Source organism: Shewanella sp. cp20 (assembly GCF_000832025.1).
Taxonomy (GTDB): domain Bacteria; phylum Pseudomonadota; class Gammaproteobacteria; order Enterobacterales; family Shewanellaceae; genus Shewanella.
Map to the genome: position 1 here is coordinate 103,734 of NZ_JPII01000019.1, position 23,589 is coordinate 127,322.

The following is a 23,589-nucleotide window of genomic DNA, read 5'->3' on the forward strand; positions in this document are numbered from 1 at the left end:
CCAAAAACTGCCGTTGAGATCATAGTCTTCTGATCTCAGCATGGCATAATGAGCGGCAATATTCGCTTTTACTCATATCCTACAGTTAACGCTAAGGTACTCTATGTCTATGCAAGCCGATCCCTGTGCAAAACCCAGCCTAATGCATCCCGATGAAGCCATCATCAAGCTTTTGGAACAAGTTCGTCCACTGGAAGAATCGGAAATGGTGCAGCTTCCCCATGCGCTGGGGCGTGTACTGGCGGAAGATTTGGCGTCTAGCATAGACCTGCCGCCATTCGATAACTCGGCGATGGATGGCTATGCCTTCCGTTTCGAGGATCTGGCCCAGGGAAATCGTTTTACTCTTATCGGTCAATCCTTTGCCGGTCATCCCTTCGAGGGCGAGGCCAGCGCCAATACCTGTGTGCGTATCATGACGGGCGCGCCTGTACCGCCGGGTTATGACACTGTGCAGATGCAGGAGAAGGTCGAGGCAGACGGCGATAGCATAGTGATCGAGGCACCCAAGGCCCTTGGTGCCAACGTGCGTCGTCGCGGCGAAGAGGTGAAAACTGGCGGTAAGGTGTTGTCGGCAGGGACTCAGATTGGTGCTGCAGAGATGGGAGTGCTGGCCACCATAGGCGCCAGCCAGGTGCGAGTGACCCGTATGGTGAAGGTCGCCTTCTTCTCTACGGGTGACGAGCTCCGCCCCGTGGGCAGTGAGCTGGCACCGGGTCAGATCTATGACTCTAACCGCTATAGCATTCAGGGGCTATTGAGCCGCGCCAACGTGGAATGGATAGACCTCGGGGTGATTGAGGATGATCCGGAGGCGATCCGCGCCGCGTTCCGTAATGCCGCGGCCAGTGCCGACATGGTGCTCACCTCGGGCGGTGTCTCCGTGGGTGATGCCGACTTTACCAAGCAGATCCTCGATGAGGAGGGTGAGATCACCTTCTGGAAGCTGGCCATCAAGCCGGGTAAGCCGTTCGCCTTCGGCCGCATCGGCGAGGCGGTCTTCTGTGGTCTGCCGGGTAATCCTGTCTCCTCAATGGTGACCTTCTACAAGCTGGTGTGGCCGCTGCTAAATAAGATGCAGGGGCTGCCACAGGTCAAGCCGCTCTTGTTGCAAGCTAAGCTCAAGGGCAACCTGCGTAAGTTCCCCGGCCGCGTCGAATATCAACGTGGTGTGCTGAGTCAAAACGCCCTGGGTGAGGCCGAGGTGAGTGTCACCGGTGGTCAGGGCTCTGGCATGCTGACCTCCATGAGTCTGGCCAACTGCTTCATCATCCTGTCTCAGGAGCAGGGCGATACGCCGGACGGTAGCCTGGTGACCGTGGAGCCCTTCAACTCAGTGCTGGCACTCTAGGGGCTGGGCAGATGGAGCCGAATATGCAAGAGGAGATCCTCTCTGACGCTGAGATTCTGCGCTATAGCCGCCATATCTCCATCAAGGCGATGGATTTCGACGGCCAGGAGAGACTCAAGCAGGCCAAGGTGTTGGTGATAGGTGCCGGTGGTTTAGGCTGCGCCGCCACCCAGTATCTTGCCGTCGCGGGTGTGGGTCAGCTGACGCTGGTGGATTTCGATACCGTGGAGCTGTCGAACCTGCAGCGTCAGGTGCTGCATCATGATGCCAATATAGGCCAGCCCAAGGTGGAGTCGGCTAAGGCATCGCTGCTGCAGCTTAATCCGCACCTAAAGGTGGAGACGATCAACGCCGTGCTCGATGACGAGCAGATCCTGGCGCTGGTGGCCGAGCATCAGCTGGTGATGGACTGCACCGACAACATAGTGGTGCGTGAACAGCTTAATCAGGCCTGTTTCCGGCACAAGGTGCCACTGGTATCAGCCGCCGCCATACGTATGGAGGGGACGGTCACAGTGTTCGACTATGGCGAGCAGAGCCCATGTTATCACTGCTATAGCAAGCTGTTTGGCGATCAACAGTTGACCTGTGTCGAGTCGGGCATTCTGGCGCCCGTGGTGGGTATGATAGGTTGCCTGCAGGCGGTTGAGGCAATTAAGGTGCTGGCCAAGATGGGTAAGGCCCTCAGTGGCCGCATTCTGATGATAGATGCCATGACCATGGAGTTTCGCGAGATGAAACTCCCTAAGCAGGCAGGTTGCCCTGTATGTAGTGTGTAAGTGTTTACTAATGTTTAAGTGAGAAGCGAGGCCTAGCCTCGCTTTTTTTATGTCCGGTCGATTTTGCCGTTATCTGAGTATTATACCAATCACAGTAAACATGTGATCAGAAATAGCGCAGGAAAAACGCTTGAGAACAAAGCATGATTTTTAGATAAGTAGTTATTCTACAATTAAAAATACTAATACAGTTATCGAGCGTTTTAACAAGCTAGAATGATCAATTGTTTATTACGAATGGTATTACTTCAGGTGTCTGCCGCCATCCAGCGCCAGGGATCGCCCCGTCACATATTGGCTCTGCATCAGGTAGTCGATCGCCTGTAGCACCTCGGCTTCGCCACCCTCTCTTGCCAACACTGACTTGGCCCTGGCCTTGTCGCGATAGTCTTTATCGTCATCTTCATTGAAACAGATCAGCGCCGGGGCGATGGCATTGACCTTGACCTGTGGCGCCAGCTTGGCGGCGAAGGAGAGGGCCATATTTTCCAGCGCGGCCTTGCTGGCGGCGTAGGCGATATGCTTCTTGCTGCCCTTCTGCGCCACATAGTCGGTGAGATGGATGATGTCTGTCATGGCCTCTCGGTTTTGCAGTAACGGCGCCAGGGCGAGGTTGAGTTGATAGGGAGCATAGACATGTACCTGCATCATCTGGCTGATGACCTGGTCGACACCCACAGAATCGTCATCACTCAGCCAGAGCGAGGCGTTGTGGATCAGTGCATCCAGGCCTTGGTAGCGCTGCTTTAGTGTCAGGATCAGTTCGTCGAGCTGTGCCTGATCGGTAAAGTCACATTGATAGAGGTCGGCGCCCAATTCGGCGAGGGCGTCTATGCTGGGGTAGTGAGTCCGAAAGGTGCCGATCACCCTGTGTCCGCGGGCAAGAAAGGCCTTGGCCAGATAGAGGCCGATGCGTTTGCCTACGCCTGTGATGAGTATGGTTTTTTGCATCCTGATGCTCTTTGGAATTGCCGATGTTGGCATCGATAGTAGCCGCGGCGACTCGCCGGGTTCAAGTGCTTTCGGGCCAACCGCCCTTGTCTTGGGTCTTTTTCATCTGGATGGTTAAAAGTTTATTCTCCTCTAATAAATCTTTTATTGTTTGTGTTCGAATTATATTGCCGGTTGTCGATATGCCGCTCTAGACAGTTTTTATCCGGAAAAATAGATATATATGGCCAAAATTTGGCTTCAATTTGGAATAACACCGGTATGGCTGTTACAATGGGGGCGAATATTTTTATTATATTGCTATGAGTTCAAATCATTTTAATCAAATCTAAATGATGGCCTGGTGGCGATTCTTTGAGGTTTTAACGGAGAGAATCGATGACGAAAGGTATTGATAAATACAGCATTGAAAGCACCGACTATACGGTTGGTCAGGACAATGTGCAGAAGTGGGGGTTTGATGTACACAACCCCGTATTTGGGGTGAGTGCCGGGTTGATCGCTGCCTTCTTGCTGGCGACCCTACTGACCGATCCCGAGACGGCTAAGTCTGTGCTCGACGGTATCAAGTGGAAGATTATTGGCGCGTTCGACTGGTTGTTTATCTGGTCGGGCAATATTTTTGTGATCTTCTGCCTGGGTCTGATCCTGTCGCCGTATGGCAAGATCCGCCTGGGTGGCAACGAGGCCACGGCGGACTACTCCTTCCTCTCCTGGTTGTCCATGCTATTTGCGGCAGGCATGGGGATAGGTCTGATGTTTTGGAGTGTGGCCGAGCCGGTGGCCTACTTCACCGGCTGGTATGAGACGCCGCTCGGCGTTGAGCCGAACACACCCGAGGCGGCCAAGTTGGCCTTGGGTGCCACCATGTTCCACTGGGGTCTGCACCCCTGGGCCATCTATGGTGTGGTCGCCCTTTCGCTGGCTTTTTTCGCCTACAACAAGGGTATGCCTCTCTCTATCCGCTCCATCTTCTATCCCCTGCTGGGTGACAGAGCCTGGGGCTGGGCGGGTCACATCGTCGATATCCTCGCCGTGTTGGCGACCCTGTTTGGCCTGGCAACTTCGCTAGGACTCGGGGCGCAGCAGGCCGCCAGTGGTATCCACCACGTGTTTGGTTTGGATGCCGGTCTTGGGCTGCAGATGATAGTGATTGTCGGCGTGACCCTGCTCGCCGTAGTCTCTGTGGTGCGCGGCATCGACGGTGGCGTTAAGGTGATCAGTAATATCAATATGATTGTCGCCTTCCTGCTGCTTATCTTAGTGGCCATGATCGGCTACGCCGTGAGTCTGGGCACCATTCCCACCACCCTGATGGCCTATGTGGAGAACATCATTCCCCTGAGTAATCCTCACGGCCGTACCGATGAGGCCTGGTTCCAGGGCTGGACGGTATTCTATTGGGCCTGGTGGATCTCCTGGTCGCCTTTTGTGGGCATGTTTATCGCCAGGGTCTCTAAGGGCCGAACAGTGCGTGAGTTTATTACCGCAGTGCTGCTGGTACCCACGGCTGTGACCCTTATTTGGATGTCGGTATTTGGCGGTATGGCAATCGATCAAGTGGTCAATAAGGTGGGCGAGCTGGGTGAGAAAGGCCTGACCGATGTGCCGCTGGCCATGTTCCAGATGTTCGATGTATTACCCTTCGGCACTCTGCTATCCATCATCGCCGTAGTGCTGGTATTGGTGTTCTTCATCACCTCGTCGGATTCCGGCTCTCTGGTGATCGACAGCATTACCGCCGGCGGCAAGATAGACGCGCCCGTACCGCAACGTGTGTTCTGGGCGCTGTTGGAAGGTGCGATTGCCATGGCACTGCTGTGGATTGGCGGCACTGGGGCGATTCAGGCCTTGCAGGCCGGAGCTATCTCTACCGCGCTACCCTTTACCGTGATTCTGTTGCTGATGTGTGTCAGCCTGCTCAAGGGGATGCGTACCGAGCGCTTCTAAAGCCGAGTCGGTTAAAGCAAACAAAAGAGGCGGCCTGGCCGCCTTTTTTATTGCCAAAAATCCTTGATTGGACGGCTGGGGTCGAAGTGATGAGCGACCTGTGCCTGCAGCAGCTCGGCGGTGGCGATGGCATCGGTCAGGGCGTTGTGCGGTGGATAGCTGGGCAGGCCGTATCTCGAGCGGCTTTGTCCCAGCCTTACCGAGCCCGGCTTCTCGCCTTTGAGACGATTGAGCAGGCCTCCATGCTGGCGATTCTGTATGTCGGTTTCCAGTGCCATGGTGTCTATCACGGGAAATTCTATCCCCTGCCGAATACGGTTGATCAGTGCCCGTTCCAGGAAGCGTCGCTCTATCTCTTGATAGTGCACCACCATGATCTTACCCGTCATCTGCTGCAGTACCTGTTCGAAGATGGCGGAAAAATCCGGTGCGTCCAGTATGTCGTTGTGGGTGATGCCGTGGATGATCACCGACTCCTCGGCCAGCTGTTCCCTGGGTCTTACCGTCCAGTGCTTGGCGCGGTTGAGAAAGATGCGCCGTAGATTGAAGGGCACTGTGCCTATGCTGACGATGTCATCCTTGTCGACATTCAGGCCCGTGGTCTCGAAATCCATGGCCAGAAACTCTATCTCCGCCAGCGGGGTGTCGGGATCGGGCAGGCCACCCATGTAGTACTGGCGCAAGCCTTCATGCTCAGTGGTCTTGAGTCTCTGCTCAAACTTACCGGGCCAGTCGATGCTAGGCGGTGAGAGTAGCTTCTTCAGCATCTTGGCCTCACTTAAACTGATTGCTGGCGTTGTAGCGGAACTTGAGGAAGTTCTGGGCGTTACTCAAGATCTGAAACGCATCCTTTAGGTTACGCCGCTCGAAGTCGGACAGATTTTCCGGTTCAATGTTGTTGTCGGGATCTATGCCTTGCTCCACATCAAAAGCCTGATGACGGATACGCACCATGGAGATGAACTCCATGGCATCGCGCAGATCCTGGGCACGGCCCTTGGGAAGAATATTGGCGTCTATGATGTCGTCTAGGCGCTCGAAGGAGTTGCGAGAGCGTGAGCCCACCGCCAGGGCGTGTACCCGGATCAGATCCGCCAGCGGCGCCGTGCCGCGTCGCTTGAGGTTGATGGAGTTGTTATGGCGGCCATCTTTCTCCATCACGAAGTCTTTGAAGAAGCCCAGTGGTGGAGTGCGGTTGAGGGCGTTGCGGGCCAGGCAGGCCAGGAAGCGGTTGTTCTTGCGTGCCCGGCGTACGATGAAACCGTTGAGCTGCTCGGCCCACTTGAGGCGGCCATAGACGCCGTCGAGATCGAAGAAGATGGAGGCGTTAAGCAGGGCCTTGGGATTGGGGTCGTCAATCCAGTCGGCGAAACAGGCTTCCCACTCCTTGCGGGTCATGCGCCACATAGGGTTGGTGGCCATGATATCGCCGGTGCAGTAGCTGTAGCCGCAGCGATCCAGGGCGTCGCAGACAAACTGGGCCAGCTGGCTGAAGTAGTCGTCGTGTTTGGCCTTGTCGAAGCTGTCATCGAGTATGATGGCATTGTCCTGATCGGTGACGATCAGCTGCTCGTCGCGGCCCATGGAGCCGAGAGCCAGAAAGCAGTAGGGGATGGGCGGCGGTCCGAGTTTCTCTTCGGCCATTTCGAGTATGCGCTGCTTGAAGCTACGGCCGATCACCGACATGGCGCTGCCCACCATGTGGGAGTTGGCATCCTCGTTGACCAGACGCACGAAGCTGTCTTTGACCTGGGCAGAAAGCGTCGCCAGATCTTCTAGGCTCTGCTGCTGAAAGATGCTGCTGACCAGCAGCAGTGAATTCTGTGACTCGTATCTGACGATATCCGTGGCTTCTATGATGCCTATGGGCTTGCGTCCCTTGCATACCGGCAGATGGTGCACGTTGTAGCGCAGCATGGTGAGCATGGCCTCGTAGACATAGGCGTTGTGATCTAGGGTGATCACCTCTGCACTCACCACGCTGGCCAGTTCGGTGGCCGGGTCGATGCCTTCGGCGACGACCCGGGTGCAGAGATCCCTGTCGGTGATGATCCCCAGCAGGGGCGATACATCGGATTCCTCATCGTCCAAGACGTCCGGATCGATCACCAGCAGCGAGGAGACATTCTCCTGGGCCATTCGGATGGCCGCCTGCTGTATGCTCTCATCTTTATGGATCACCGGGGCATCTCGGGTCAGCAGGGTCTTCACCTTGGAGGTGGTCAGGTCATTTTGGTCGCTGGAGTTAGATACCGTCTGGCGCAGGCGTGCGCTGTCTTCCACCTCGACGAAGTCGGCAAAGGTATCGTGCTGCTCATAGAGTTCCTGGAAGATCGCCTCGGGAATGCAATAGACCAGGGTATCCTCTATCGCCTTGACGGGGAAACGCACCTTGTTGTTGGTCAGCAGGCCCATCTGGCCGAAGAGATCGCCGCTGTCCAGGCGGTTATAGAGCTCGCCCTTGCGTCGATAGACCTCCACCACGCCGCTGCGCACCATGTAGAGGTCATGGATATGATCGCCGAAGTGGATGATGGGGGTGTCTTGGCGATAGTAGGCGATCTCCACATGGCGACTGACCATGCTGACCACCTCTTCGGGCAGGGCGTTAAACGGGGGATACTGGACTAAGAAGTTTTGGATCTCGTTTAACTCTGCTTCCATCGGCTTGCCTGTAGATGTTTTGCTATTACCCTACATACTACCCCATAGCACAGGCTTTGTAAGGCGATGAAGCCAAAAGATTTCGGGCTAATGGGCCGTCCACAGCATCTGACCACACTGGCTGAGATCATAGCCGCCGAGTTGCGCGGCGAGCTGTCGGGTCTGGGTGCTGCCCAGTATCTCGAACAGCGCCTGAAGCTGACGTCTGAAGTAGATCCCCTGTGGCATCACGAAGTCGAAAGACTCGGTCACCAGAGGCACGAAGCTCAGACCGCTCTCCAGCGCCACAGACTGGCAGCCGAAGCCTATGTCGGCCTCGTTGCGGGCGATGAAGCCTGCCAGCTCACGCTCGCTGTAGGCGGTGATTTGGGGATTGAGCTGCTCTATGCTGGCACCTTGTTTGATCAGCCAGTGTTCCAGATGCTGCTGGCTACCGGCACCTGCCTGGCGTCCCACCCAGCGCCAGGGCAGACCTATCACCTTCTCCTCCTCCTGGCATCTGTGGTGCATCTCGCTGCGCATCATCAGCCCCTGCTGACGGGTATAGCCGTGTACCATCACCCACTGCTGGTGGTTAGGGTAGCCCTTTAACAGGGCCGGGTGGCGAATGTTACGCTCTTCCACATTGCCCCAATGCAGGGTGCAGACGTCGGCATAGCCGCGAGACAAGAGGTCTAGCCCCATGCGAGAGCCTGTGGAGCTGTAGCTGATCAGGTCACTCTTGCCTATCTTGGACATGAGACGGGCCACCAACATGGAGAGCAGGGGATCGTCGCTGCCCGTGATATGCATGCGATCCGACAACATGCCACTGTGGCAGGAGTCCATGACCCAACGATCTATCAGTATCTTGGGAAACAGCCACTTACCCGTCACCTTGGTGGCGGGCAATATGCGGTCGTTGGCCATGGAGTAGACCTTCTTCTCATTCAGGTCGAGATACTCGGCGACCTGTTTGGCGCTCATGTAGACGAGTTCGCTGGGTTCAGTCATGGATAGTCCTTTAAACCTTTGCCGTTAACCTAGGTTGCGTTTCGGCGGCGTGGCATCAAATTCGATATTTTCCGCACCATGGTAGATGAGGAAGTGGCGCCCCTTGGCGCGGGCGATCATGGTGATCCCCAGCTTCTGGGCCAGCTCCAGTCCCATCTGGGTGGCACCGCTGCGCGACAGCAGGACAGGGATCCCCATCTTGGCCACCTTGATCACCATCTCAGAGGTGAGACGCCCAGTTGTGTAGAACAGCTTGTTGCCGCCACCTTGCTGCTTGAGCCACATCTCGCCGGCCAGTGTATCTACCGCGTTATGGCGGCCGACATCTTCGACGAAGCCGATGATCTGATCGCCCTCACACAGGCCACAACCATGCACGGCGCCGGCATTCTTATAGGTCTCGTTGTAGGTGCTGATGTTATTGAGCAGGCTATAGAGCATGCTCTGTTTCAGCCTTGGGGTCGGCAGGCGAATATCTTCGACGCCATCCATGAAGCCGCCATAGACTGTGCCCTGGCCGCAACCTGTGGTCACCGTCTTCTCCGCCAGCTTCTCTTCCAGGTGTGCGGTCGACTCCTTGGTGAGCACCGCCGCCGAGTTAACCCCCCAATCCACGATCACAGACTCTAGCTGTTCGACATCGCTGATGAAGCCCTGATTCTTCAGGTAGCCCAGTGCCAACGCCTCGGGACGGGCACCGAGTGTCATCAGGGTCACTATGGGACGCCAGTTCAGGTAGAGGGTGAGGGGACGTTCACAGGCGATATACTTGTCGACCACTTCGCCCTGCTCGTTGATGGCCTTCACGGCCATGGTGAGGGGGGCATCGGCCTGGGTCTTGACCAGTGTGGGGTGTTTATAACTTGTCATTGCTCTCGTCTTGTTGCATTGGGGGCGCACTGAGCATAGCAAGTATCGTTCCCATGCAATGATTTCGAGTGTAAATGCGTGATCCAGGCGCCGACTTTGTGAGATGTCGCCCTTTTCTGTCCCGGCCAAAATGGCTTTTAGGACAAATTGTCCTACGCTTGTTAGGGATTTGATGATCCAGTTCAAACTATTCCCCTTCTGGCGATGGCATGTAAATTGCTTTGGTAGGTCTATCGCTAACCCAATGCCCGGCGAATCAGCAATACGCCGGCCTGCTAGGCAAAACGGAGACGCAATGCAACATACCGAAAGTCAATGGCCCATGTATGTCTCACTGAAGAAGGTGGAGAAACAGGTGGGGCGCTGGACCGCTGAAAGTTGGGAGTTAGATCAGATAGTCCCAGCCACTCAGCCCGCGCCTGCCGGGGCCCACATCGTCATGCTGGAGCTCTACAAAGATGAGCGCGGTAGCTACCGCATCAACCTGGATATGGATAATGCCATGCTCTACGTGGTGTGCGACGAGTTGGAAGATGGTACCTGGGTACCCGCCTATATCTCGGCAGACCAAAATGTCGCAGCCGGTTGCCTGGAAGGGGACACGCCTGTGCTGAACTTCCCTATGCCTAAGGCGATCGCCTGTTGGATCGAGGCCTTCATCACCCGTCACGGCGAGGTGGAGATCTGCGCCCATAGGCGCAAGCATGTTAATCGTCGTAAGAACGAGGGGCCGAGTACCAATCCGGATAGGGGGCTGGTGTCCTGATGAGTGATAAACCAAGCGGACTCTTCGCACGCTGGACCCAGCGTCGTCAGCAGGTGCAGGCCGAGGAAGAGGCGGCGCGCCTGGCCGAACAGGAGCAGGAGCCAACTATCGAGCCTTCGGTTGAGGCCGAAGTAGCAGAGGTTAACGAGCCGAGCGACCAAGCCCCTGGCGAAGAGAAGAAGATACTGACCGCCGAGGATCTACCGGATCCCGAGAAGATAGAGGTGGGTGGCAGTTTCGCCAGTTTCATGGCCGACAATGTCGACCCAGAGGCCAAGACGGCGGCCCTGAGAGCCCTGTGGAAACAGCCTCACTATAACGAGATCGATGGCCTGCTGGAATACGCCCTGGACTATACGGATCAGCCCAAGTTGACCGCCGAGGTCTCGGCCGAATTAGCCAAGAAGGTCTTCAGGCATCTGACTAAGGATGAAGAGGCGGCGGAGGCTGGTGCCGACGCGGCTGAAACACAGCTGGCGCAGCAGGAAAACGGTGCGCCACAGGCCGAGGACAATTTGGACAGGGCATCCGAGGAGGTGCCCCAAAATGAACCAGAATTACAGGCATCAACCAAGCCACCTGTTGTTTAAGGTAAGTTTAGAGTGCTTTTAAATCCATAAATTTGGTACGTGAATTGCTGTATTAACCGCAATTAACAACGAGTTAGATAATCGTTGAATTCAGGGTGAAGCTGGCGCAACAAGCGCATGCCGTTAGAGCACAACAGCCACCCGGCTGATACAGCAGCCAAATACTGCTTAGGAACGCAATGTGAGCATGCATTTAGAGACGAGCGACAATTTGGCCCACCTGAAACAGGTGCGCCAGCAAGTGTTGGGGCAGACACAAATTCTGCAGAACCTGATCCCTCCCACAGTGAGTTACACCACAGAGGGCAATGTGTTGGTCATTGGCCCCGAAGATCTGGCACGTCTGGCGGCCGACAAGCTGACCAACATGGGTCAGCGCGCCATTCTGGCCAACGAATCGATCACCAGCCAGGATGAAGAACACCTGGAGAAGGTGATGAACGCCGCCGAAGATGTCGAGAGCTATTACAACAAGCTCATCGAGATCAAAGGCTTCCTTGGCCAGTTCCAGGTGAAGGTGGAGCATGATGATGGCACTGCCGATCTCAGCCTGGTGGCCATTCGTAAGGCCCATTTCGATCTTATCCTCGACCTGAGCCAGTCTCCCTGCATCAACCTCGAGATGCTGCCACCGGGTTATTTCTACGTGGGGCAGGATGAGGCCAAGTTGATGGATGCCATCGCCCAGCTGCCCGAGTTGATCGGCGAGTTCGACAAGCCTCGCTACGTCAAGGTGAACAGCGATATCTGTGCTCACCACAGAAACGGCATAGATGGCTGCAACCGTTGCCTCAACTTCTGTCCGGCCGATGCCATTGCCAGCGTAGATCACAAGATAGAGATCGACCCTTACCTCTGCCATGGTGCGGGTAGCTGTACCAATGCCTGTCCAACGGGAGCCATCAGCTACGACCTGCCGACGCCACAGGCGCTGCACTCCTACCTGAACAAGCTGGTGACACGTTTTCGCAGTGCGGCGCAGACCGCCCCCGTGATTTTGTTCCACGATGCCAGCCTGGGTGCCTCACTGATTAGCGACGAGCTGCCAGGTGCCATCTTGCCGGTAGAACTCGAGGAGATCACCGTCGCCAGCATGGATCACTGGATGGCGGCTTTGGCCTGGGGCGCACGTCAGATCTTAGTGCTCAACACTGAGGCCACCGCGCCGACCCTGACTCAGATGCTCAACGGTGAGCTTAAGCTGGCCAACGAGATCCTCGACGAGATGGGGCAACCCCAGCGAGTGAGTGTGATTGAGGCCAAGCAGATTGCCGAGCTAGCCGCGTTGATCGAGCCGAGCGCCAGCTGGCCTGTGATAGTGCCGGGTGAATTCGCTGCCACCACTAAGCGTGAAACCCTCTATGCGGCTATCGATCACCTCAACAGCCAGGCGGCCTCTACCGATGCCTGCCTGAGCAAGAGCAATATTCCTTACGGCAAGGTGAGTGTTAACACAGATAACTGCACCTTGTGTCTCTCCTGTGTGTCGACCTGTCCTACCCAGGCGCTGACCGACGGCGGCGACAAGCCGGCGCTCTATTTTGTCGAGCAGGCCTGTGTGCAGTGCGGCCTGTGTGAGTCGGCCTGTCCGGAGAAGGTGATCAGCCTGACACCACAGATTAATTTCGATGCGGCGGCCCGTCAGAGCCGTCAAACCCTGAATGAGGAGGCCCCGTTCGAATGTATTCGTTGTGGTACCCCATTCGCCACCCAATCCATGGTGCAACGGATGCTGGATGTAGTCGGCGGACACAGTGCCTTTAGCGCGAATACCGAGCGTCTGAAGATGTGTAGCGACTGCCGGGTAAAAGACATGTTTGAAGACATACTTCAAGATCCTGAAAAGCAACTGCGATAAGAGTTTAGCCATGACCGAATTAGTAAGAGAAGTATCAGAAAACGATCAGTTAAGAGCCGATATCTACCAGCTTTTGGCGGCACTTTTACGCAAGCAGCCAAGTGCTGAACTGTTGCAGTTCCTTTCCACCCTGGAGATAGATGCCGACGATGACAGCGATATGACCAAGGCCTGGTTAGCGCTGAAATTGGCGGCGGGTCAGTTTACCCCCGAGCAGCTGGAAGATGAGTATTTCAACATCTTCCTCGGCGTCGGTAGCGGTGAGATCTTGCCCTATGGCAGCTGGTTTATGACGGGCTCGCTGATGGACAAGCCGCTGGCCCTGCTCAGACAGGATCTGGCGCAGCTGGGTTTCGAGCGCAGCGAAGAGGTGAAGGAGCCGGAAGATCACGTGGCCGCCCTGTGTGAGGTGATGGGCACCTTGATCCTGGAGGCGCCGGGCTTCCGCCAATTGGCCTTTTATCAGCGCCATATCGGCAGCTGGATCGATCGCTTCTGCGACCATCTTGGACGGGCGCCAAGCGCGGCCTTCTACGCCACTGTGGCGCAGCTGGCCAAGGCGTTTTTCGTTATCGAAGCCAATGAGTTTGAACAACTTAAGTTAGATATTCCGGTGAACTGCCCCGGCAGCGAGGCGGAGAAGATTGAACCAACAGCCAGCGAACTCGCGTCCTAGGCTGTGGTTTAGCTTTGATGTCGGCGCCAGCGCGCCGACATACTGAAACCGAGGGGCAACCCTCACCAAGCGTCGGGTTCTGGTCTTAGTGTTAACCGGCTGAAAGCTGGGTTGACCGAGATGATGAGACTAGGGCCCAAATTGAGTCAACATCAAGGAGACACTATGAAGAAGCAAGCTTCCGATATGGGTCGTCGTCAATTGCTAAAAGCATTAGCCCTGGGCAGTGCAGCGGGTGCCGTGGCAACCGTGAGCGGCCAGGCTGCGGCAGCAACGCCTGCACCTCAAAAAGATGCAGCGCACGGCGATGGTTACCACGAGACAGATCATATTCGTAGTTATTACGCGTCTTTACGTACCAAGTAAGCCTTGGACGAGTAATTACGCAGTAATTCAATAACATTAGGAGAGTGTGTGATGCGATTAACCCGCAAAACAGACCAGGCAGAAGTCGCTAAAAAGCCTGCCCTAGGTCTAAGTCGTCGTCAGTTCCTTCAGTCTGCAGGTCTTGCTACTGGTGGTATTGCCGCGGCCTCTATGCTTGGCGCTGGAATGATGCGCAAAGCCGAAGCGAAAGAAGTGCCACATGATGCGCCAACCGAAGTGAAGCGTACCATCTGTTCTCACTGTTCAGTGGGCTGTGGTATTTATGCCGAAGTGCAAAATGGCGTGTGGACAGGTCAGGAACCTGCTTTCGATCATCCATTCAATGCCGGCGGTCACTGTGCCAAGGGTGCGTCTCTGCGTGAGCACGGCCATGGCGAGAAGCGCCTCAAGTACCCCATGAAGCTCGAAGGCGGTAAGTGGAAGCGTATCTCTTGGGATCAGGCTATCGAGGAAGTCGGTCAGAAGGCACTGGATATCCGTAAGGAGTCTGGCCCGGATTCAATCTTCTTCATGGGTAGTGCTAAGTTCTCTAACGAGCAGGCGTATCTCTACCGTAAATTCGCTGCCATGTGGGGCACCAACAACGTCGACCACTCGGCACGTATTTGTCACTCTACCACTGTAGCCGGTGTTGCTAACACCTGGGGCTATGGTGCGCAAACCAACTCGTTCAACGATATCCGCAACGCCAAGGCGATGATGTTTATCGGTTCTAACCCTTCTGAAGCCCACCCGGTTGCCATGCAACACATTCTGGAAGGTAAAGAGCGCGGCGCGAAAATTATCGTTGTCGATCCTCGTTTCACCCGTACTGCGGCTAAGGCCGACGAGTACGTGCATATTCGCCCAGGTACCGATATTCCTTATATCTATGGTCTGCTGTGGCATATTTTCGAAAACAAGTGGGAAGACCAGACCTTCATCGACCAGCGTGTCTACGGCATGGAGCGCATTCGCGAAGCTGCCGCTAAATGGACCCCTGAAGAAGTTGAAAACGTAGTTGGTGTGCCTAAAGAGCAGATGTACCGTGTGGCCAAGACGCTGGCCGAGACTAAGCCTGGCACCATAGTCTGGTGTATGGGTGGTACTCAGCACCACATAGGTAATGCCAACACCCGTGCTTACTGTATCCTGCAGCTGGCGCTGGGCAACATGGGCGTATCGGGCGGCGGTACTAACATCTTCCGTGGTCACGATAACGTACAGGGTGCTACCGACTTCGGTCTGCTGTTCGATACCCTGCCTGGTTACTATGGCCTCAAGACAGGTTCTTGGAAGCACTGGTGTAACGTGTGGGATCTGGACTATGAGTGGGTCAAGGCTCGCTTCGACCAGGAACAACGCCTGGGTCAGGATCCTATGACCTCTACCGGTATTCCTTGTTCTCGTTGGCACGACGGCGTGCTGGAAGACAAGTCTAAGATCGCCCAGAAAGACAACATCCGTATGTCCTTCTTCTGGGGTCAGTCGGTCAACACAGAGACCCGTGGCCGTGAGGTGCGTGAAGCACTGAACAAGATGGACACTGTGGTGGTAGTGGATCCATTCCCTACCATGGCGGGCGTCATGCATACCCGTAAAGACGGTGTCTACCTGCTACCGGCGGCGACTCAATTTGAGACCTATGGTTCGGTATCCGCCTCTAACCGCTCACTGCAGTGGCGTTCACAGGTTATCGAGCCGCTGTTCGAGTCTAAGCCTGACCACGTCATCATGTACAAGCTGGCGAAGAAGTGGGGCATAGAGAAAGAACTGTGTAAGCATATCAAGGTGAATGGCGATGAGCCGTTGATCGAAGATATCGTCCGCGAATACAACAAGGGTATGTGGACCATTGGTTACACAGGCCAGAGCCCAGAGCGTCTGAAGATGCACCAGGAAAACTGGGGCACCTTCGACATCAAGAGCCTGGAAGCACCGGGTGGCCCAGCTAAGGGCGAAACCTATGGTCTGCCTTGGCCATGTTGGGGCACACCTGAGATGAAGCACCCAGGTACCCAGATCCTCTACCGTACCGACCGTGAAGTCCGCTTTGGTGGTGGTAACTTCCGTGCCCGTTACGGTGTTGAGCACAATGGCAACAACATCTTGGCCGAAGGCTCTTACTCTAAGGGCAGCGAGATCAAGGATGGTTACCCAGAGTTCACCGACAAGATGCTTAAGCAGCTTGGCTGGTGGGACGACCTGACTGCCGAAGAGAAAGCGGCTGCCGAAGGTAAGAACTGGAAGACAGATATCTCTGGTGGTATCCAGCGTGTCGCCATTAAGCACGGCTGTATTCCATTTGGTAACGCCAAGGCCCGTTGTATCGTGTGGAACTTCCCGGATGATATTCCGGTTCACCGTGAGCCTCTGTATACGCCTCGTCGTGATCTGGTGTCTAAGTACCCAACCTACGATGACCGTATGGTTGCGCGTCTTCCTACCCTGTACAAGTCTATTCAGGATCAGGACTTTGCCAAAGAATTCCCACTCGCCTTGACCTCTGGTCGTCTGGTTGAGTACGAGGGCGGTGGTGAAGAGACACGTTCTAACCCTTGGTTGGCTGAATTACAGCAAGAGATGTTCATCGAGATCAACCCTGCCGATGCGGCGGATCGTGGTCTACGTGATGGCGATGTCGTTTGGGTTCACAGCCCAGAAGGCGCCAAGATCAAGGTGCAGGCAATGGTGACACCGCGTGTGATTGAAGGCGAGTGTTTCATGCCGTACCACTTCGCGGGTATGTTCGAAGGCGAGAGCCTAGAGAAGAGCTACCCAGAAGGTACAGTGCCTTACATCATTGGTGAATCGGCCAACACAGTATTGACCTATGGCTATGACGTCGTGACTCAGATGCAAGAGACTAAGTCTAGCTTGTGTCAGATCACCAAAGCCTAACGCAACTTGATGAGGAGATAAGCCATTATGGCAGTCATGAAATTTCTATGTGACACCAAACGCTGCATCGAGTGTAACGGTTGCGTCACAGCATGTAAGAACGAAAACGATTCCGCTCTCGAGTGGGGTATCCAACGCCGTCGCGTCGTGACCATCAACGATGGTCAACCCGGTGAAGCCTCGATCTCTGTGGCTTGTATGCACTGTACCGACGCCCCTTGTCAGGCCGTTTGCCCAGCAAACTGCTTCTACAAGACGGAAGATGGCCTAACGCTACACAACAAAGATACCTGTATCGGTTGTGGTTACTGCCTATACGCCTGCCCATTCGGTGCGCCTCAGTTCCCTAAGAAGAGCACCTTTGGCAGCCGCGGCAAGATGGATAAGTGTACTTTCTGTGCCGGTGGCCCAGAAGAGACCTTCTCCGATGCGGAGCGTAAGAAGTACGGCGCTAACCGTCTGGCCGAGGGTAAGTTACCTATGTGTGCCGAGCTTTGTTCGACCAAGGCGCTGCTCGCCGGTGATGCGGAAGTGGTTTCCAACATCTACCGTGAGCGTATCGCGGCCCGTGGTAACCCTAATGCGATCTGGGGTTATACCCCTAAGACTGGCGTTTAAAGTGAATAGTACCGTAAGCCCTCGGGCTTACGGTCTGTAAAGGAGTGACTATGTTATTAAAATCACTGCGCAGCCTATTCACTGTGTTGTTATTGCCATTGGTCTTGGCAATGGGCTTAGGTCTGACGACGTCAGCCTACGCCGTTGACGAACAGACCAGTCAACAGATGGCCAATACCAGCGACGCTGAGTTATGGAAAGCCGTGAAGTCAGGAGACAAGGGATACACCACAGCCAAGGGCGTGGAGACTGGGGTCATGATTAACGTGTCTGCCATCGAAGGCACTAACGTTAAGAATGACTATCTCACCCCTGTGATGGCACTGGCCGTTTGTGGTGTGTTCGGTGCTTTCTTGATCTTCTATCTGGTGAATGGTCCTTCAAAGCTAAGTCATGGTTTCTCTGGCAAGATGGTATTGCGCTGGACCAAGGCCGATCTTTGGATTCACTGGGTGATGGCACTTTCCTGCCTGGCGTTGATCTTTACCGGTCTTAACATCATGTTGGGTAAGCATGTGCTGCAACCCTATGTGGGCACAGGTATTTGGGGGTCGCTGATATACGGCAGCAAGACGATCCACGATTATGCGGGTCCCTTGTTCATCGTGGCTTGGGCCATCTGTGTGGTTAAATGGATGCCGTTGCAGACATTTAAGCTGTATGACCTTAAGTGGTTCCTGGTGGTTGGTGGTTACATCAACTTCGGTCCCTTCAAGGGTAAGCACCCAGACAGCGGCTTCGCCAACGCTGGTGAGAAGATGTGGTTCTGGACACTGACCCTGTTCGGTCTCTTCATCGGGGTTTCCGGCATCATGCTGGTAATGCCTGGGCTCGAACTGCCACGTGAAGCCTCCATGGCGGCACTGCTGGTTCACGGCCTCAGCGCCATCATCATCATCGCCTTTACGATCGTCCACATCTGGATGGCGACCGTATTGAGTGAAGGTGGTATGGAGTGCATGAAGTCGGGCTACTGTGACGAGAACTGGGCGGTACAGCACCACAACCTTTGGTATGACGAGATCAAAGAGAACGGTACTCTTACATACAGAGACTAGGCTCTCAAAGAATAGCCGCTTTAGCTTGAACGAAAGCGCATAAACGAAACACCCCACCTGGCTGCCTGGCGGGGTGTTTTTTATGGTGGATCTTGCTAGCTATCAGACTAACCTTTTATTTGCAATAACAACAACTTCATTACATCTAATGCCTCTCGGTTTTGCCCGTTTTTGGCGATAGTCATCATTCGTCTACTGGTAAAGTATGACAGGCTTAACACTTTGGTCATTTATTCAATTTTTCCGCGTACCTACCCCTGTTCAGATCAATATCTCAGCTTCATTTCTTCCTTATATTGCAACGGCAATTAATCGGATGTTTTTAAAAAATATAGCATTTTTACCAATTAGCCACCTGTAAATAACATTGGGTTAACTCGTGTTGCGGTGGCGAGTTTGAATAGATCATCCCTACTAATCGAAACTTCCTATTCCTCTAGGAGCAAGAATGAAGAAGCAACAGCCCGATCTGAATCGTAGATCTCTGCTGAAAGCACTCACCATAGGTGGTACGGCCGGTGTGGCCATCGCCGCAAGCGGTGTGAGTGTTGCCAATGCAACAGAAAGTAAATCTCAAGAAAAACATGCCGATGGCTACCATGAAACTGCACATATCCGCAGTTATTACAATAGCTTGCGTAGCTAATTAGGAGAATTTGAGCGATGAAGTTAACGCGCAAAACAAATGAGGCAGTCGCTGCGGCCAAGCCAAGCTTAGGCATCAGCCGTCGTCAATTTATGAAGCATGCGGGTATCACTACCGGTGGTATCGCGGCAGCCTCTCTTCTCGGTACCGGCATGATGCGCCGCGCCGAAGCGAAAGATATTCCACACGATGCACCTATCGAGATCAAGCGCACAGTATGTAGTGCCTGTGCGGTCGGTTGTGGTCTGTACGCCGAAGTACAAAATGGTGTCTGGACGGGTCAGGAGCCTGCATTCGATCACCCATTCAACGCCGGTGGTCACTGTGCCAAAGGGGCTGCGCTGCGTGAACACGGTCACGGCGAGAAGCGTCTTAAGTACCCGATGAAGCTGGTCGACGGCAAGTGGAAGAAGCTCTCTTGGGAGCAGGCCTTCAACGAAGTTGGAGACAAGATGCAGAGCATTCGTCAAGAGTCTGGTCCAGATTCACTCTATTTCATGGGTAGTGCCAAGTTCTCTAACGAAGGCTGCTACATGTACCGTAAATTTGCGGCCATGTGGGGTACCAACAACGTCGACCACTCCGCACGTATCTGTCACTCTACCACTGTAGCCGGTGTTGCTAACACCTGGGGTTATGGTGCGCAAACCAACTCTTTCAACGATATCCAGAACGCCAACGCGATCTTCTTTATCGGTTCAAACCCTGCCGAGGCACACCCTGTTGCCATGCAGCATATCTTGATCGCTAAAGAGAAGAACAACGCTAAGATCATCGTGGTCGACCCACGTTTCTCTCGCACCGCAGCTCACTCTGATCTGCACTGTGCACTGCGTCCTGGTACCGATATTCCTTTCATTTACGGTATGTTGTGGCACATCTTCGAAAACGGCTGGGAAGATAAGACCTTCATCCAGCAGCGCGTGTTCGAGATGGACACCATCCGTGAAGAGGTGAAGAAGTTCCCACCACAAGAAGTGGCCAACATCACTGGCGTGAGCGAAGAGCAGGTTTACCAAGCGGCTAAGCTGATGGCCGAAAACCGTCCTGGTACTGTGGTTTGGTGTATGGGTGGTACCCAGCACCACGTAGGTAACGCTAACACCCGTGCCTACTGTATCTTGCAGCTTGCACTGGGCAACATGGGCGTTTCTGGCGGCGGTACTAACATCTTCCGTGGTCACGATAACGTACAGGGCGCGACCGACCTGGGTCTGCTGTTCGATACCCTGCCTGGATACTACGGCCTGAAGACAGGTTCTTGGAAGCACTGGTCACACGTTTGGGATCTGGATTTCGACTGGGTTAAGGGTCGTTTCGACCAGAACGAATACCTGGGTCGCATCCCAATGAATACTCCTGGTATTCCGTGTTCTCGTTGGCACGACGGCGTATTAGAGACGCCTGAGAAGCTGGCGCAGAAAGATCGCGTACGCATGGCCTTCTTCTGGGGACAATCTGTCAACACAGAAACCCGTCAGCGCGAGGTGCGTGACGCCCTGGATAAGATGGATACCGTTGTGGTTGTGGATCCATTCCCAACAATGGCGGGTGTCATGCATCGTCGTAAGAATGGTGTCTACCTACTACCTGCGGCGACTCAGTTCGAGACCGAAGGTTCGGTATCTAACTCTGGCCGTAGCCAGCAGTGGCGTGAGAAGGTGATCGAGCCACTATTCGAATCTAAGACAGATATCGAGATCATGTATCGCCTGTCGCAGAAGCTAGGCTTCGACAAGGAATACACCAAGCGCATCGCGAAAGATGCCAAAGATATGCTAGTGATCGAAGACATCACCCGCGAGATCAACCGCGGTATGTGGACCATTGGTATGTCTGGCCAGAGCCCAGAGCGTCTGAAGCTGCACACCCAAAACTGGGGCACCTTCAGCAACAAGACGCTCGAGGCCGAAGGCGGCCCAGCCAAGGGCGACACCTATGGTCTGCCATGGCCATGTTGGGGTACACCAGAGCAGAAACACCCTGGCACCCAGATCCTCTACAACACACACAAGCACGTGCTGGAAGGCGGTGGTAACTTCCGTGCCCGTTATGGCGTCGAGTACCAAGGCAAGAACCTGCTGGCCGAAGGCAGCTTCTCTAAGGGTGCCGAGATTCAGGATGGTTACCCTGAGTTCAGCGACAAGCTGCTTAAGCAACTTGGCTGGTGGGACGATCTGACCGCCGAAGAGAAAGCCGAAGCCGAAGGCAAGAACTGGAAGACCGACCTTTCTGGTGGTATCCAGCGTGTGGCCATGAAGCACGGTTGTATCCCATTTGGTAACGCTAAGGCCCGCTGTATCGTGTGGACCTTCCCGGATCAAGTGCCTGTACACCGTGAGCCGCTGTACACGCCGCGCCGCGATCTCGTGTCTAAGTACCCAACATACGACGACATGCAGGTTCATCGTCTGCCTACGCTGTACAAGTCTATTCAAGAGAAAGACACGGCAACTAAGTACCCACTGGGTCTGACCTCGGGTCGTCTGGTTGAGTACGAGGGTGGTGGTGAAGAGTCTCGTTCTAACCCATGGTTGGCCGAGCTGCAACAAGAGATGTTTGTTGAGATCAACCCAGGCGATGCAGCCGATCGCGGTATCCGCAACGGCGACACTGTATGGCTGGAAGGCGCCGAAGGCGGCCGCATCAAGATCAAGGCCATGGTGACCCCTCGCGTTAAGCCTGGCGTGACCTGGATGCCATACCACTTCGCCGGTGTGATGCACGGTGAGAGCCTAGAGAATAACTATCCAGAAGGTACTGTGCCTTATGTGATTGGTGAGTCTGCAAACACGGCATTGACCTATGGTTATGACCCTGTCACGCAGATGCAAGAGACCAAAGCGTCGCTTTGTCAGATCACTAAAGCTTAAGTATCGGGAGATTTGCCATTATGGCTACAATGAAATTTTTATGTGATACCAAGCGCTGCATTGAATGTAACGGTTGTGTCACGGCATGTAAGAACGAAAACGACTCTGCGCTCGAGTGGGGTATTCAACGTCGCCGCGTGGTGACCATCAATGACGGTCAGCCTGGCGAGTCCTCTATCTCTGTGGCGTGTATGCACTGTACCGACGCCCCTTGTCAGGCGGTTTGTCCGGCAAACTGCTTCTACAAGACGGAAGATGGTCTGACGCTGCACAACAAAGATACCTGTATCGGTTGTGGCTACTGCCTATACGCCTGTCCGTTTGGCGCGCCTCAGTTCCCTAAGAAGGGCGCGTTTGGCAGCCGCGGCAAGATGGATAAGTGTACCTTCTGTGCCGGTGGTCCTGAAGAGAACCATTCAGACGCAGAGCGCCAGAAGTACGGTTCTAACCGTATTGCCGAAGGCAAGCTGCCTATGTGTGCCGAGTTGTGTGCGACTAAGTCGCTACTTGCCGGTGATGCTGAGGTTATCTCAAACATCTTCCGCGAGCGTGTTGCATACCGTGGTTCGAAAAATGCGATTTGGGGTTAATCCCCAGCTTGTATAAGGCCACAACAATCCACACCGGGCCTGCCCGGTGTGGACGATAAGGATGTAATATGAACAAATGGTTCAAACAATTTAGCGTGATCTTAGCGCTAGTGATAGGTACCACATTCAGTGCCCTGTCGTTCGCTCATGGCGATGCGACCGACCATACCCATGCCGCCACCGAGGGGCAGATCTGGTCTGAGCTACAGGCGGGCGCCACCGGATACACGACCTCTCACGGTCAGTTCCATAACCAGCCGATCAACAGCTATGATCTACGGGTGTTGGAGCTTCGCAGCGACTGGCTGGCACCCGCCTTGATGGCGGCGTTGTTTGGCATGATCATCATCTTCGTGCTGTTCATCAAGGTGAACGGTATCTCCAAGTTGCATCATGGCTTCTCGGGCAAGATGGTGTATCGCTGGTCGAAATTTGATGTCTCTATCCACTGGTTGGGGGCAATCCCTTGCCTGCTGTTGATCCTCACGGGTCTGACGCTGCTGGCGGGACGTTTCTTCTTCCAGCCCTATCTGGGTGAAGGCTTCTGGGCCGGCCTAGTCTATGGTGCCAAGCAGATCCACGACTACATGGCGATCCCCTTCATGCTAGGTTGGGCGTTGATGACTACCCTCTGGGCTAAGAATCAGCTGCCTAAGATGTATGACGTTAAGTGGTTCCTGGTTGTGGGCGGTTATATCAACTTCGGTCCATTCAAGGGTAAGCACCCGGATGCAGGCTTTGCCAACGCCGGTGAGAAGATGTGGTTCTGGGCCTTTGCCCTGTTCGGCCTCATCATCTCGGCCTCAGGCATGTTATTGCTGTTCCCGAACCTGTTCGAGCCGAGCCGCACCCTGAGCCTGATCGCGCTGGTACTTCACTCTGTCAGTGCCATCGTTATCTGCGCCTTCTCTATCGTGCATATCTTCATGGCAACCGTGATGTCAGAAGGTGGTATGGAGTGTATGGTGTCGGGTTACTGTGATGAGAACTGGGCGACCCAGCATCACAACCTTTGGTATGACGAGATCAAAGAAAACGGCACGCTGAAGTACAAAGAGTAAGGCTTTAGCGTCTCGTATCTGAAAGATT

20 protein-coding genes are annotated in these 23,589 nt (G+C 54.6%); 15 read left to right on the plus strand and 5 right to left on the minus strand.

The genetic code is table 11. The features are described from left to right. The first annotated feature begins 103 nt into the window (after positions 1 to 103). Positions 104 to 1,351: a molybdopterin molybdotransferase MoeA gene (gene moeA, locus DB48_RS07370; RefSeq protein WP_041509644.1), complete on the plus strand. Its 1,248-nt coding sequence runs from the start codon at positions 104 to 106 to the stop codon at positions 1,349 to 1,351. 11 nt (positions 1,352 to 1,362) lie between these two features. Continuing rightward, on the plus strand, positions 1,363 to 2,130 hold the full coding sequence (gene moeB / locus DB48_RS07375; RefSeq protein ID WP_041509645.1) for a molybdopterin-synthase adenylyltransferase MoeB: 768 nt from the start codon (positions 1,363 to 1,365) through the stop codon (positions 2,128 to 2,130). A gap of 243 nt (positions 2,131 to 2,373) precedes the next feature. Here moeB and folM read toward each other — a convergent pair whose 3' ends face one another. Continuing rightward, the gene (gene folM / locus DB48_RS07380) at positions 2,374 to 3,081 is read right to left on the minus strand and encodes a dihydromonapterin reductase (protein ID WP_041509646.1); all 708 of its coding nucleotides are present in this window, start codon (positions 3,079 to 3,081) and stop codon (positions 2,374 to 2,376) included. 378 nt (positions 3,082 to 3,459) lie between these two features. On the opposite strand from folM, the gene DB48_RS07385 reads away from it, so the two are divergent. Next, on the plus strand, positions 3,460 to 5,031 hold the full coding sequence (locus tag DB48_RS07385; protein ID WP_041509647.1) for a BCCT family transporter: 1,572 nt from the start codon (positions 3,460 to 3,462) through the stop codon (positions 5,029 to 5,031). 47 nt (positions 5,032 to 5,078) lie between these two features. On the opposite strand, the gene DB48_RS07390 is transcribed toward DB48_RS07385, so the two are convergent. From DB48_RS07390 to DB48_RS07405, 4 genes are all read right to left on the minus strand, one after another. Then, complete coding sequence (locus tag DB48_RS07390; protein WP_041509648.1) at positions 5,079 to 5,798, minus strand: 3'-5' exonuclease; 720 nt, start codon at positions 5,796 to 5,798, stop codon at positions 5,079 to 5,081. Positions 5,799 to 5,805: 7 nt separating this feature from the next. Then, complete coding sequence (locus DB48_RS07395; protein ID WP_041509649.1) at positions 5,806 to 7,695, minus strand: DUF294 nucleotidyltransferase-like domain-containing protein; 1,890 nt, start codon at positions 7,693 to 7,695, stop codon at positions 5,806 to 5,808. Positions 7,696 to 7,782: 87 nt separating this feature from the next. Next, complete coding sequence (locus tag DB48_RS07400; RefSeq protein ID WP_041509650.1) at positions 7,783 to 8,688, minus strand: helix-turn-helix transcriptional regulator; 906 nt, start codon at positions 8,686 to 8,688, stop codon at positions 7,783 to 7,785. A gap of 24 nt (positions 8,689 to 8,712) precedes the next feature. After that, the gene (locus DB48_RS07405) at positions 8,713 to 9,558 is read right to left on the minus strand and encodes a formate dehydrogenase accessory sulfurtransferase FdhD (protein ID WP_041509651.1); all 846 of its coding nucleotides are present in this window, start codon (positions 9,556 to 9,558) and stop codon (positions 8,713 to 8,715) included. A 295-nt stretch (positions 9,559 to 9,853) separates the two neighbouring features. Between DB48_RS07405 and DB48_RS07410 the strand changes: the two genes are divergently transcribed. The 12 genes from DB48_RS07410 to DB48_RS07465 all read left to right on the plus strand — a co-directional run bounded on the left by DB48_RS07410 (position 9,854) and on the right by DB48_RS07465 (position 23,561). Further along, positions 9,854 to 10,324, plus strand: a complete 471-nt coding sequence (locus tag DB48_RS07410; RefSeq protein WP_041509652.1) for a DUF3305 domain-containing protein — start codon at positions 9,854 to 9,856, stop codon at positions 10,322 to 10,324. Next, positions 10,324 to 10,914 carry a DUF3306 domain-containing protein gene (locus DB48_RS07415; RefSeq protein WP_041509653.1) on the plus strand — a complete coding sequence of 197 codons (591 nt, stop codon included), beginning with the start codon at positions 10,324 to 10,326 and terminating at the stop codon, positions 10,912 to 10,914. The genes DB48_RS07410 and DB48_RS07415 overlap by 1 nt, the downstream gene beginning before the upstream one ends. A 187-nt stretch (positions 10,915 to 11,101) precedes the next feature. Continuing rightward, positions 11,102 to 12,772 carry a 4Fe-4S binding protein gene (locus DB48_RS07420; protein ID WP_041509654.1) on the plus strand — a complete coding sequence of 557 codons (1,671 nt, stop codon included), beginning with the start codon at positions 11,102 to 11,104 and terminating at the stop codon, positions 12,770 to 12,772. A gap of 10 nt (positions 12,773 to 12,782) precedes the next feature. Next, positions 12,783 to 13,448, plus strand: coding sequence for a TorD/DmsD family molecular chaperone (locus tag DB48_RS07425; RefSeq protein WP_041509655.1), 666 nt, complete (start codon positions 12,783 to 12,785; stop codon positions 13,446 to 13,448). Positions 13,449 to 13,613: 165 nt separating this feature from the next. Beyond that, positions 13,614 to 13,814 carry a twin-arginine translocation pathway signal gene (locus DB48_RS07430; protein WP_011863868.1) on the plus strand — a complete coding sequence of 67 codons (201 nt, stop codon included), beginning with the start codon at positions 13,614 to 13,616 and terminating at the stop codon, positions 13,812 to 13,814. A 51-nt stretch (positions 13,815 to 13,865) separates the two neighbouring features. Continuing rightward, complete coding sequence (locus DB48_RS07435) at positions 13,866 to 16,715, plus strand: formate dehydrogenase subunit alpha (protein ID WP_041509656.1); 2,850 nt, start codon at positions 13,866 to 13,868, stop codon at positions 16,713 to 16,715. Positions 16,716 to 16,742: 27 nt separating this feature from the next. Beyond that, positions 16,743 to 17,333 (plus strand): formate dehydrogenase FDH3 subunit beta, encoded by a 591-nt coding sequence (gene fdh3B, locus DB48_RS07440; RefSeq protein WP_041509657.1) that lies wholly within the window; start codon positions 16,743 to 16,745, stop codon positions 17,331 to 17,333. A gap of 50 nt (positions 17,334 to 17,383) precedes the next feature. Continuing rightward, positions 17,384 to 18,391, plus strand: a complete 1,008-nt coding sequence (locus DB48_RS07445) for a formate dehydrogenase subunit gamma (protein ID WP_041509658.1) — start codon at positions 17,384 to 17,386, stop codon at positions 18,389 to 18,391. A gap of 448 nt (positions 18,392 to 18,839) precedes the next feature. After that, positions 18,840 to 19,037: a twin-arginine translocation signal domain-containing protein gene (locus DB48_RS07450; protein ID WP_011863872.1), complete on the plus strand. Its 198-nt coding sequence runs from the start codon at positions 18,840 to 18,842 to the stop codon at positions 19,035 to 19,037. Positions 19,038 to 19,054: 17 nt separating this feature from the next. Next, on the plus strand, positions 19,055 to 21,910 hold the full coding sequence (locus DB48_RS07455) for a molybdopterin-dependent oxidoreductase (RefSeq protein ID WP_041509659.1): 2,856 nt from the start codon (positions 19,055 to 19,057) through the stop codon (positions 21,908 to 21,910). 20 nt (positions 21,911 to 21,930) lie between these two features. Then, positions 21,931 to 22,500: a formate dehydrogenase FDH3 subunit beta gene (fdh3B, locus tag DB48_RS07460; RefSeq protein ID WP_041509660.1), complete on the plus strand. Its 570-nt coding sequence runs from the start codon at positions 21,931 to 21,933 to the stop codon at positions 22,498 to 22,500. 68 nt (positions 22,501 to 22,568) lie between these two features. Next, entirely contained in the window at positions 22,569 to 23,561 is a 993-nt protein-coding gene (locus DB48_RS07465) for a formate dehydrogenase subunit gamma (protein ID WP_041509661.1), read from the plus strand. Positions 23,562 to 23,589: the final 28 nt, after the last annotated feature.

Excerpts from the sequence above, each read along its gene's own strand:
- moeA (WP_041509644.1), top strand. The coding sequence starts at position 104 with ATGTCTATGCAAGCCGATCCCTGTGCAAAACCCAGCCTAATGCATCCC.
- moeB (WP_041509645.1), top strand. The coding sequence starts at position 1,363 with ATGGAGCCGAATATGCAAGAGGAGATCCTCTCTGACGCTGAGATTCTG.
- folM (WP_041509646.1), bottom strand. The coding sequence starts at position 3,081 with ATGCAAAAAACCATACTCATCACAGGCGTAGGCAAACGCATCGGCCTC.
- DB48_RS07385 (WP_041509647.1), top strand. The coding sequence starts at position 3,460 with ATGACGAAAGGTATTGATAAATACAGCATTGAAAGCACCGACTATACG.
- DB48_RS07390 (WP_041509648.1), bottom strand. The coding sequence starts at position 5,798 with ATGCTGAAGAAGCTACTCTCACCGCCTAGCATCGACTGGCCCGGTAAG.
- DB48_RS07395 (WP_041509649.1), bottom strand. The coding sequence starts at position 7,695 with ATGGAAGCAGAGTTAAACGAGATCCAAAACTTCTTAGTCCAGTATCCC.
- DB48_RS07400 (WP_041509650.1), bottom strand. The coding sequence starts at position 8,688 with ATGACTGAACCCAGCGAACTCGTCTACATGAGCGCCAAACAGGTCGCC.
- DB48_RS07405 (WP_041509651.1), bottom strand. The coding sequence starts at position 9,558 with ATGACAAGTTATAAACACCCCACACTGGTCAAGACCCAGGCCGATGCC.
- DB48_RS07410 (WP_041509652.1), top strand. The coding sequence starts at position 9,854 with ATGCAACATACCGAAAGTCAATGGCCCATGTATGTCTCACTGAAGAAG.
- DB48_RS07415 (WP_041509653.1), top strand. The coding sequence starts at position 10,324 with ATGAGTGATAAACCAAGCGGACTCTTCGCACGCTGGACCCAGCGTCGT.
- DB48_RS07420 (WP_041509654.1), top strand. The coding sequence starts at position 11,102 with ATGCATTTAGAGACGAGCGACAATTTGGCCCACCTGAAACAGGTGCGC.
- DB48_RS07425 (WP_041509655.1), top strand. The coding sequence starts at position 12,783 with ATGACCGAATTAGTAAGAGAAGTATCAGAAAACGATCAGTTAAGAGCC.
- DB48_RS07430 (WP_011863868.1), top strand. The coding sequence starts at position 13,614 with ATGAAGAAGCAAGCTTCCGATATGGGTCGTCGTCAATTGCTAAAAGCA.
- DB48_RS07435 (WP_041509656.1), top strand. The coding sequence starts at position 13,866 with ATGCGATTAACCCGCAAAACAGACCAGGCAGAAGTCGCTAAAAAGCCT.
- fdh3B (WP_041509657.1), top strand. The coding sequence starts at position 16,743 with ATGGCAGTCATGAAATTTCTATGTGACACCAAACGCTGCATCGAGTGT.
- DB48_RS07445 (WP_041509658.1), top strand. The coding sequence starts at position 17,384 with ATGTTATTAAAATCACTGCGCAGCCTATTCACTGTGTTGTTATTGCCA.
- DB48_RS07450 (WP_011863872.1), top strand. The coding sequence starts at position 18,840 with ATGAAGAAGCAACAGCCCGATCTGAATCGTAGATCTCTGCTGAAAGCA.
- DB48_RS07455 (WP_041509659.1), top strand. The coding sequence starts at position 19,055 with ATGAAGTTAACGCGCAAAACAAATGAGGCAGTCGCTGCGGCCAAGCCA.
- fdh3B (WP_041509660.1), top strand. The coding sequence starts at position 21,931 with ATGGCTACAATGAAATTTTTATGTGATACCAAGCGCTGCATTGAATGT.
- DB48_RS07465 (WP_041509661.1), top strand. The coding sequence starts at position 22,569 with ATGAACAAATGGTTCAAACAATTTAGCGTGATCTTAGCGCTAGTGATA.